Annotated in this window: 11 protein-coding genes; 5 read left to right on the top strand and 6 right to left on the bottom strand. The window is 70.1% G+C overall.

The features are described from left to right. Positions 1-36 precede the first annotated feature (36 nt). Positions 37-1,296, bottom strand: coding sequence for an MFS transporter (locus CRP49_RS15265; RefSeq protein WP_097253853.1), 1,260 nt, complete (start codon positions 1,294-1,296; stop codon positions 37-39). A 155-nt stretch (positions 1,297-1,451) separates the two neighbouring features. On the opposite strand from CRP49_RS15265, the gene CRP49_RS15270 reads away from it, so the two are divergent. Then, positions 1,452-2,213, top strand: coding sequence for a phosphoglyceromutase (locus tag CRP49_RS15270; protein WP_097253854.1), 762 nt, complete (start codon positions 1,452-1,454; stop codon positions 2,211-2,213). 196 nt (positions 2,214-2,409) lie between these two features. Then, entirely contained in the window at positions 2,410-2,730 is a 321-nt protein-coding gene (locus CRP49_RS15275; RefSeq protein ID WP_097253855.1) for a GYD domain-containing protein, read from the top strand. Between the two features lie 93 nt (positions 2,731-2,823). Here the strand turns inward: CRP49_RS15275 and CRP49_RS15280 are convergent, their stop codons facing one another. Continuing rightward, positions 2,824-3,132 (bottom strand): hypothetical protein, encoded by a 309-nt coding sequence (locus CRP49_RS15280; RefSeq protein ID WP_097253856.1) that lies wholly within the window; start codon positions 3,130-3,132, stop codon positions 2,824-2,826. Between the two features lie 75 nt (positions 3,133-3,207). Further along, on the bottom strand, positions 3,208-3,726 hold the full coding sequence (locus CRP49_RS15285) for a hypothetical protein (protein WP_097253857.1): 519 nt from the start codon (positions 3,724-3,726) through the stop codon (positions 3,208-3,210). Between the two features lie 119 nt (positions 3,727-3,845). Here CRP49_RS15285 and CRP49_RS15290 point away from each other — a divergent pair, with 119 nt between their 5' ends. Continuing rightward, positions 3,846-4,646 carry a GAF and ANTAR domain-containing protein gene (locus tag CRP49_RS15290; RefSeq protein ID WP_257033408.1) on the top strand — a complete coding sequence of 267 codons (801 nt, stop codon included), beginning with the start codon at positions 3,846-3,848 and terminating at the stop codon, positions 4,644-4,646. Positions 4,647-4,730: 84 nt separating this feature from the next. On the opposite strand, the gene CRP49_RS46840 is transcribed toward CRP49_RS15290, so the two are convergent. Both CRP49_RS46840 and phoU read right to left on the bottom strand, forming a co-directional pair. Continuing rightward, positions 4,731-4,886: a hypothetical protein gene (locus tag CRP49_RS46840; RefSeq protein ID WP_179851626.1), complete on the bottom strand. Its 156-nt coding sequence runs from the start codon at positions 4,884-4,886 to the stop codon at positions 4,731-4,733. A gap of 132 nt (positions 4,887-5,018) precedes the next feature. Beyond that, entirely contained in the window at positions 5,019-5,708 is a 690-nt protein-coding gene (phoU, locus tag CRP49_RS15295; RefSeq protein ID WP_094217077.1) for a phosphate signaling complex protein PhoU, read from the bottom strand. Between the two features lie 235 nt (positions 5,709-5,943). On the opposite strand from phoU, the gene CRP49_RS15300 reads away from it, so the two are divergent. Then, positions 5,944-7,197, top strand: coding sequence for a cell wall metabolism sensor histidine kinase WalK (locus CRP49_RS15300; RefSeq protein ID WP_094217078.1), 1,254 nt, complete (start codon positions 5,944-5,946; stop codon positions 7,195-7,197). After that, entirely contained in the window at positions 7,194-7,874 is a 681-nt protein-coding gene (locus tag CRP49_RS15305; RefSeq protein WP_010358452.1) for a response regulator transcription factor, read from the top strand. Before CRP49_RS15300 ends, CRP49_RS15305 begins: the two co-directional genes overlap by 4 nt. Before the next feature lie 85 nt (positions 7,875-7,959). Here the strand turns inward: CRP49_RS15305 and CRP49_RS15310 are convergent, their stop codons facing one another. Next, entirely contained in the window at positions 7,960-8,637 is a 678-nt protein-coding gene (locus CRP49_RS15310) for a DUF461 domain-containing protein (protein ID WP_097253858.1), read from the bottom strand. Between the last annotated feature and the right edge of the window lie 423 nt (positions 8,638-9,060).

A 9,060-nucleotide genomic window follows, 5' to 3' on the forward strand; every position in this document is an offset into this window, starting at 1 on the left:
GACCGAGTGTGACCTGCGTCACTCAGTTGGTGGGGGTCAGGCGGCCTGTTCGGACGCCTGCGCCCGCTGCCGCCGCCGCGAGGACATGGCCGCGTCCTCCTCCGGGGGAAGCCGCCGCATGAGCACGCCGTACCCGACCCCCGCCACCGTCCCGACGGCCGCGCACATGGCCCACAGCCACTCCGCCCCGAACCGGTCGATGACGGCACCGGACATGAGCGGCGCGACCAGGCCGGCGACGGACCACGAGAGCGTGTACACGCCCTGGTAGCGCCCACGGCCCTGCACGGGCGACAGCCGGACGACGAGCCCGGTCTGGGTCGGCGCGTTGACGATCTCGGCGAGCGTCCACACGCACACGGTGAGCGCGAAGACGCCGACCGACCCGGCGAAGGCGGTGAGCCCGAAGCCGTAGCCCGCGAGGACCGAGGAGACGACCAGCAGTGTGCGCGGATCGCGGTGCTCGATGAAGCGCGTGACCGGGATCTGCAGGGCGACGATCAGGATGCCGTTGGCGGCGATGGCCAGGCCGTAGTCGGCGGGCGTGAACCCGGCCCGCCCCATGGCCACCGGCAGTCCGACCGAGCCCTGCTGGAAGACGAGGGCGACAAGGAAGGACAGTCCGACGACGGCCATGTACCGCCCGTCGCGCAGCACGGTCACGAGGCTGACGTCGCCGCCGTCCTGCTTGGCCGCGGCGGCGGGCCGGGACTCGGGCACCTTCAGGAACACGACGACCGCGCAGGCCAGGGTCATCCCGGCCTCGATGAGAAACCCGGCGAGATAACTGAACTCGGCGATGAACCCCGCACCCATCGAGGAGACGGCGAAGCCGAGGTTGATGGCCCAGTAGTTGAGCGAGAAGGCCCGCACCCGGTCCTCCGGTCGCACGATGTCGGCCATCATCGCCTGTACGGCGGGCCGGGAGGCGTTGGAGGCCATGCCGACGAGGAAGGCGACGGCGGCGATGGCGACGGGGTCCTGCATGAACCCGAGCAGCGCGACGGACCCGGCGGTGGCGGTCTGCGCGATCAGCAGGGTCGGCCGTCGCCCGAGCCGGTCGGCCATCACGCCACCGGCCAGCGAGGAGACGACCCCGCCGAGCCCGTGCAGGGAGGCCACGAGACCGGCGTACGAGGCCGAGTACCCACGGTCGAGCGTGAGATAGAGCGCCATGAAGGTGGCGACGAAGGCGCCCAGCCGGTTGACGAGGGTGCTGGTCCACAGCCACCAGAACTCGCGGGGGAGCCCGGAGACGGTCTCCCGAGCGGCTCGTCTCAGACGGGCGACGGACATGGCGGGACCCCCACGGTGCTGTAAGTGGCTCAACAGGCAAGCGCAACTTACAAGGGCAGGGCTGGCGGAGGCCACTCAATTAACAGATGCCGTCAACTGTCCGGCTGCTGGGCGTCCGCCCTTGGGGGCCGAATGCGTGGATTACGCTCTCAGTCATGGCCGACGCACCGTACAAGCTGATCCTCCTCCGCCACGGCGAGAGCGAGTGGAACGCGAAGAACCTGTTCACCGGCTGGGTGGACGTGAACCTGAACGAGAAGGGCGAGAAGGAGGCAGTCCGCGGTGGCGAGCTCCTGAAGGACGCCGACCTTCTCCCCGACGTGGTCCACACGTCCCTCCAGAAGCGCGCGATCCGCACCGCGCAGCTGGCCCTCGAGGCCGCCGACCGCCACTGGATCCCGGTCCACCGCTCCTGGCGCCTGAACGAGCGCCACTACGGCGCCCTCCAGGGCAAGGACAAGGCGGCGACGCTGGCCGAGTTCGGCGAGGAGCAGTTCATGCTCTGGCGCCGCTCGTACGACACCCCGCCGCCCCCGCTCTCGGACGACTCCGAGTTCTCCCAGGCGAACGACGCGCGCTACGCGACCATCCCGCCGGAGCTGCGCCCCCGCACGGAGTGCCTCAAGGACGTCGTCGTCCGCATGCTCCCCTACTGGTACGACGGCATCGTCCCCGACCTCCTCGACGGCCACACCGTCCTGGTCGCGGCCCACGGCAACAGCCTCCGCGCCCTGGTCAAGCACCTGGACGGCATCTCGGACGCGGACATCGCGGGCCTGAACATCCCGACGGGCATCCCCCTCTACTACGAGCTGGACGCCGACTTCAAGCCGGTCACCCCCGGCGGCAAGTACCTCGACCCGGAGGCTGCTGCGGCGGCCATCGAGGCGGTCAAGAACCAGGGCAAGAAGAAGTAAGCCCCACTGATCAAGCCCTCTGCCTGCAGGTTCTCTGCGGGTGGGGGGCTTGTCGCTGTGTTGGGGCAGTCTCTGCTTCGACTCAGAGGCCCGGAAGCGCGGCTAACGAGTGAATGCAGTTCGGCAAGCGGCGACCGATGGGACAGCGGGGAACCCCTCCTGCGTACCGGACAAGCGATGGGTAGGGAGTGTTCCCATGCCGAAATTCCTCATCCAGGCCAGCTACACGGCGGAGGGCACGAAAGGGCTGCTCAGGGAAGGCGCGAGTGGCCGGCGCGCTGCCGTCGACCAGGTCGTCACCGGCCTCGGCGGGACGGTCGAGGCCATGTACTTCGCCTTCGGGGAGGACGACGTCGTGCTCATCGTCGACTTTCCCGACCCGGTCTCCATGGCCGCCGTCAGCCTTACCGTCAAGGCCAGCGGTGCCCTTCACACCCGGGCCACCCCGCTCCTCACCCTCGACGAGATCGACGAGGCCGCCCGTCGACAGGTGGGATTCCGCGCGCCCGGCGCCTGACCAAACTGACGCCGGCAGAAGGCCCGGGTCGGAGTACCGGGCCTTCTGCTTGCCCCCGTTTTTCTTTCCGGGTGGTCCCGGGCCCACCCGCCGTCACCCGATCACGATGACCACGACGGATCCGTTGTCGAAGCGGTCGAAGCGGTTGTCGAATCGGTGATCGAAGCGGTGGCCGAAGCAGAACCCGGGATGGTTGAAGCAGAACCCGCGGTGGTCGAAGCGGAACCCACCGTGGTCGAAGCACCGCCCGTCGTCGTGGCCGAAGCACGAGTCGGTGGTCACATGGGTGTGCACAGCGGGGGCCGCCGCGGCAGTGCCCGCCGTGCCGATCGCAGCGCCGCCGGCCAGCAGAACGCCGGCTGCGGACGCCGCGAGGAGACGCCCCGCGCAGTGTGCTCGCATGATGGATGCACTCTTCCTTCCGGAACGAGCCGACCAAGGGCGTACCCCAGGTTGCGGCCCTACTATTCCGATACGTCAGAGGCGCCCTTTTGGATTGCCGGCCGCCTCGATGGGCGGCTCCTCCTGGACAGGCGCACCGCGGCCGATCGTCATCGACCAGCGCACGGAGGAGGGAGCCTCGACGGAGGCGACTCCGCCGCGGTCCGCGCCGCCGACCGCCACCTGGTTGTAGACGGTGTCGGCCTTGCCGGCGTGGCACTCCAGCGGGAAGGACATGCGCACGGGCCGCACCGCGACCTTGATCTTGCCCGCGCCCTGGCAGCGCACCGCGACGATCAGCGCGTCCCCCTTCTTCCCCTCGCGGAAGGCGATGCTCGCGTTCCCGGTGGTCGTCTTCTGGCGGCCGGCGAGGGTTTCGTCCGCGTCCAGCTCCGGGGGATCCGTGGGATCGGGGGCGGGGAGTCGTGCGCTGCGCTCCTGGCCGGTCGTCCGCGCAGGCTTCGCGGCCTCGGGGTGATCCGAGGAACAACCGGCGAGCGGAACGAGCAGCGCGGCACAGGCGACGGCCAGTCCTGTGAGGGTTCGGCGAGACATGGCAACGGATCCTGTCAGCGCCGGGAGGCGGACTACGAGCTTCCGTGCCATTCCTGAGGAAGATGTGAGCTTCACTCCGCCGCTCCGTGCACTACCTCCCCGTAACGGGGGAACCCGGCATGCACGGGACCCGCTCACCGCACGCCACGCCGGGGGTGATGACCATGAAGTCCGGGCAGTCCCAGCAGGCGGCCGGGGGTGGTGTGCCGCCGGAGGTGGAGGGGCGGTTGCGGGTCGACGAGGTGCTCGCCGCTGCCGCGCGGGGGGCCGGCGATCCGCGGCGGATCCCGGACGCGCTGTGCACGGTGTGTGTACGGCTGCTGCCCGTCACCGGGGCCTCCGTGTCGATCTCCGGCGGGCGCGGGATCCGGGTGACCTGGTGCGCCAGTGACCGCGTCGCCGCACGGCTCGCCGAGTTGCAGTACACCGTGGGGGACGGGCCCTGCCAGACCGCCCTCGATCAGGGCACCCCGGTCTTCGCGGCCGACCTCGCCGCACGACGCGACACCTGCCGCTGGCCGATCTTCGCCCACGAAGCCGTCGGGCTCGGCGCGGCCGCCGTGTTCTCGCTGCCCCTCGGCGTCGGCGGCACCGCCATCGGCACCCTCGACCTGTACTGCGACCGGCCCGGCGACCTGTCCGAGCCGGATCTGCGGACCGCACTGTGGGTGCGGGACGCGATGACGGACGCCCTGACGGGGCTGCGGCCCACGGGAGAAGAGGGCGAGACGGCGTCCTGGGTGCACGGCTCGCAGGCCGATCACACCGAGGTCCACCAGGCGGTCGGCATGCTGATGGTGCAGCTCGACGTGGACCCCGAGCAGGCCCTGGACCGGATGCGCGCCCGCGCCTTCGCCGAGGGCCGTACGGTCACCCAGGTCGCCCGGAAGGTCCTGGCCCGCAAGATCCGCTTCCAGTAGCCACTTCCAGCAATCAGTAGCCAGTAGCCCGTGGACAAAGTGAGGGGCCCCGGAGTCACCGGGGCCCCTCACGGTCGTACGCCGTCAGCCGCACTGGCAGGGAGCGCCCGACTGGCAGCCGCAGCCACAGCCCGAACCGCAGCCGCACGCGGCCACGAGCGGCAGGCTCCTCATCTCGGCGGGCTGGTCGGTCTCGCGCTCCTGGGTGGGGTCGGGCGTGGTGCTGGGGGATTCGGCCATGGGTCCCTCCTCGACACTGGGGCCAGATGCCCTCGCCCATTCCATGCCCGTTTTACTGGGCGCATCAACGGCGCACAGAGGCGCCCGCGCGCCCCGCCCAACGGCCTTCGAGCCCCCGAGGCAAGGCCGGTGTCAGGCTCCGTCGACCCCGGTGGCGGGCTGGATGTCCGGCTGCAGTTCATCGGCGTGCTCACCCGTGACCAGGAAGACGACGCGCTTGGCGACGGCCACCGCGTGGTCGGCGTACCGCTCGTAGTAGCGGCCCAGCAGGGTCACGTCGACGGCGGTCTCGATGCCGTGCTTCCAGCGCTCGTCGATCAGGTGCTGGAAGAGGGTGCGGTGCAGCAGGTCCATCTCGTCGTCGTCCGACTCCAGCTGGAGGGCGAGGTCGACGTCCTTGGTCACGATCACCTCGGCGGCCTTCGCCATCAGGCGCTGCGCGAGCTGGCCCATCTCCAGGATGGTCGCGTGCAGGTCGTGCGGGATCGTGCGCGCGGGGAAGCGCAGCCGGGCCAGCTTCGCCACGTGCTGGGCGAGGTCGCCGGAGCGCTCCAGGTCGGCGGACATACGCAGCGACGTGACGACGATACGGAGGTCCGTCGCCACCGGCTGCTGACGGGCGAGCAGGGCTATGGCCCGAGCCTCCAGGTCGTGCTGGAGCTCGTCGACCTTCTGGTCGGCCTCGATCACGCTCTCGGCCAGCTTCAGGTCGGCGTCGAGAATGGCCGTCGTGGCGCGCCCGATCGCCGACCCGACCAGCCGGGCCATCTCCACCAGACCGTCGCCGATCGAATCAAGTTCCTCGTGGTACGCGTCCCGCATCAGGGTTCCCTCTCGTACGTGTGCTTCGGGGGTTTCCGGGGGCCGTGACACCACGCGCCCCGTGGCGAAAACCGGCGGTGCGAACCCCACGCTCCCACGTTCAGCCTTGCACGCGTCCGTTTCTTCCACCCCAAATGAACCACTACTGGCTCCAAGGTGAACTCTGGGCGACGAGTGTCCGAGGTCGCACTCCGACGGCTGTGGTCATGTCGTACCCCATGCCTAACCTGGATGCATGGACGTGAACGCGGCGGTCGCCGCAGCGGCAGCGATCGCCGGGGTGCTCACCGGTGTCATCGCCATGCTGGCGTTCCGCTGGAGCGAACGCGACCAGAAGCGACCGACCAGGACTTCTTTGCACACCGATCCCGTACTCCCGCCCGGAGTGGACACCGTTCTGTCGGTCCTCCGCTCCTCGGCCGTCGTCCTCGACGAGGCCGACGCCGTCGTCAAGGCCAGCTCCGCCGCCTACGCCCTCGGGCTGGTCCGCGGCGGCAAGCTCGCCATCGAGCCCATGCTCCAGATGGCCCGGGACACGAGACGGGACGGGGAGATACGACAGGTCGAGCTGGACCTGCCCCGGCGCGGCACCGGACGGGGCGAGGCCCTCGCCGTCTCCGCGCGCGTGGCCCCGCTCGGCTCCCGCCTGGTCCTGCTGCTGGTCGAGGACCTCACCGAGGCCCGCCGGATCGAGGCCGTACGACGCGACTTCGTGGCCAATGTGAGCCACGAGCTGAAGACGCCCGTCGGCGCGCTCTCCCTGCTCTCCGAGGCCGTCATGGACGCCTCGGACGACCCCGAGGCCGTACAGCGCTTCGCGGGCCGGATGCAGATCGAGGCGACCCGGCTGACCAACCTGGTCCAGGAGCTGATCGACCTGTCGAGGGTCCAGAACGACGACCCCCTCGAGGACGCCGAGCCCGTCCGGGTGGACGAACTCGTCGCCGAGGCCGTCGACCGCTGCCGCCACCAGGCGGGCACCAAGCAGATCACGATGGCCGCGGGCGGCACCGCCGACCTGCACGTCTGGGGCAACCGCGGCCAGCTCGCCGCCGCCCTCGGCAACCTCGTCGAGAACGCCGTGAACTACTCCCCGGCCCGCACCCGCGTCGGCATAGCCGCCCGCCGGGTCAACGCCCCCGGCGGCGACATGATCGAGCTCGCCGTCACGGACCAGGGCATCGGCATCTCCGACAAGGACAAGGAGCGCATCTTCGAGCGCTTCTACCGCGTCGACCCGGCCCGCTCCCGGCAGACCGGAGGCACCGGTCTGGGTCTCGCGATCGTCAAGCACGTGGTCGCCTCGCACGGCGGGGAGGTCACGGTCTGGAGCGCCGAGAACCAGGGCTCCACCTTCACCCTCAGACTGCCGGAGGCGGGTGCGGCCCGCGACCGTGCACAGCAGCACCCCGACCTCGACGACGAGGCCGGCGGCACCGCCGACCCAACCCCGTACGAACCGCTTCCCGCCCCGGAGGTCCTTCCGTGACCCGAGTGCTCGTCGTCGAGGACGAGGAGTCCTTCTCCGACGCCCTGTCCTACATGCTCCGCAAGGAGGGCTTCGAGGTCGCCGTCGCGGCCACCGGCCCCGACGGACTCGACGAGTTCGAGCGCAACGGCGCCGACCTCGTCCTCCTCGACCTGATGCTGCCGGGTCTGCCCGGCACGGAGGTGTGCCGCCAGCTGCGCGGCCGCTCCAACGTCCCCGTGATCATGGTGACCGCCAAGGACAGCGAGATCGACAAGGTCGTAGGCCTCGAAATAGGAGCCGACGACTACGTCACCAAGCCCTTCTCGTCCCGCGAGCTGGTGGCCCGCATCCGGGCCGTCCTGCGCCGCCGCGGCGAGCCGGAGGAGGTCACCCCGGCCGCCCTGGAGGCGGGCCCGGTCCGCATGGACGTCGACCGCCACGTGGTGACGGTGTCCGGCTCGAAGGTCGACCTCCCCCTCAAGGAGTTCGACCTCCTGGAGATGCTCCTGCGCAACGCCGGCCGCGTCCTGACCCGCATGCAGCTCATCGACCGGGTCTGGGGCGCCGACTACGTGGGCGACACCAAGACCCTCGACGTCCACGTCAAGCGCCTCCGCGCCAAGATCGAGCCGGACCCGGGCGCGCCCAGGTATCTGGTGACGGTGCGGGGCTTGGGCTACAAGTTCGAGCCGTAAGCCGTACGGCACACACCGTGCACGAACGAAGGGCGGCACCCCGCATCGGGGTGCCGCCCTTCGGCTTACGACTGTGTACGACTGCTCAGTGACCCGCGGCCGACTGCGACGCCGAGTCGCTCGGGGTCGCGCCCGTGGTCGCCGTGTCGGTGGCGGTCGCCGACGGGCTGGACTTGCCGCCCTTGCCCGGCTTGCCGTTGCTGGACGCGGTCGAGCCCGGCGCCGCGGTGGTGGTCGCCGAGGCGGTCGGGATCTCGCTCGGGCCCCAGCCGCTGAAGTAGGTGGTGGCCGGGACCACGAACGCGCGCAGGCTCACCGGACCGGTCTTGCTGAAGGTGAAGGTCACCTTCTGCGCGTTGCCGTCCTGGACCGCCTCACGGCCGCTGGCGATCACGGCGGACGCGTTGTCCTTGCCGCCGAGCACGAGCGAGCCGTGCGCCGGGACGGTCAGGCTCTGGCCCTTGGCCGCGGACAGCTTGACCGGCTCGCTGCTGCCCTCGACGGAGATCGACTGCAGGGTCTGGTTGGTGTTGCCCATGTTGAAGACGGTGCCGGAGATGACGGCCGGGCCGGACGCCTTCAGGTCGGGCTGCGTGATGATCGTGGCGTTCTGGATCTTGATGTCGCCGACGCTGGTCGCCGCGTTGTCCGGCTTGATCTCCAGGGTCTGGGAGTTGTTGCCGGCGCCGCAGGCGGCGAGCGAGGCGATCGAGAAGACGATGGCGGACGCGGCGAGGGCGCCGCGTCGAAGGCTGCTGCTCACGGCGGCGGCAACTCCTTGAACGCAGGGGCGGCTCCACTTATAAAGCCGCCCTAAGTGTCTGTCAGCGGCCTTAGGTTACCGAGCCGTTCCCGCGTGGCCGCACCCGACCCTCCCCCAAGCACCGGGCTTCCCTCCGGGTGGGGGTACCTCGCCGCCCACAAGTGACTCACGAGTCACATTGCCGAGGCGCTCGTCCGCCATTCACATAACGCGCCCGCAACACCGCAGTCCGCATCCCCGCAACACGGTCCGCAAATTTTCCGTGAAGGAATGCATGGCCACCCCGGATATTGATCATCCACTCCCCGTCCGGGCTCCTGTGATCAATTCCGGATTCGTCTCGTACCCGCCTCCTGCCACCGAACGGAGTAGCGGAAGTCGCACGCTTGGAAGTAGACAAATCGGGACGTTCAACCTCTTGGG

The organism is Streptomyces sp. Ag109_G2-15, from assembly GCF_900215565.1.
GTDB classification, from domain to species: Bacteria; Actinomycetota; Actinomycetes; order Streptomycetales; family Streptomycetaceae; genus Streptomyces; species Streptomyces diastatochromogenes.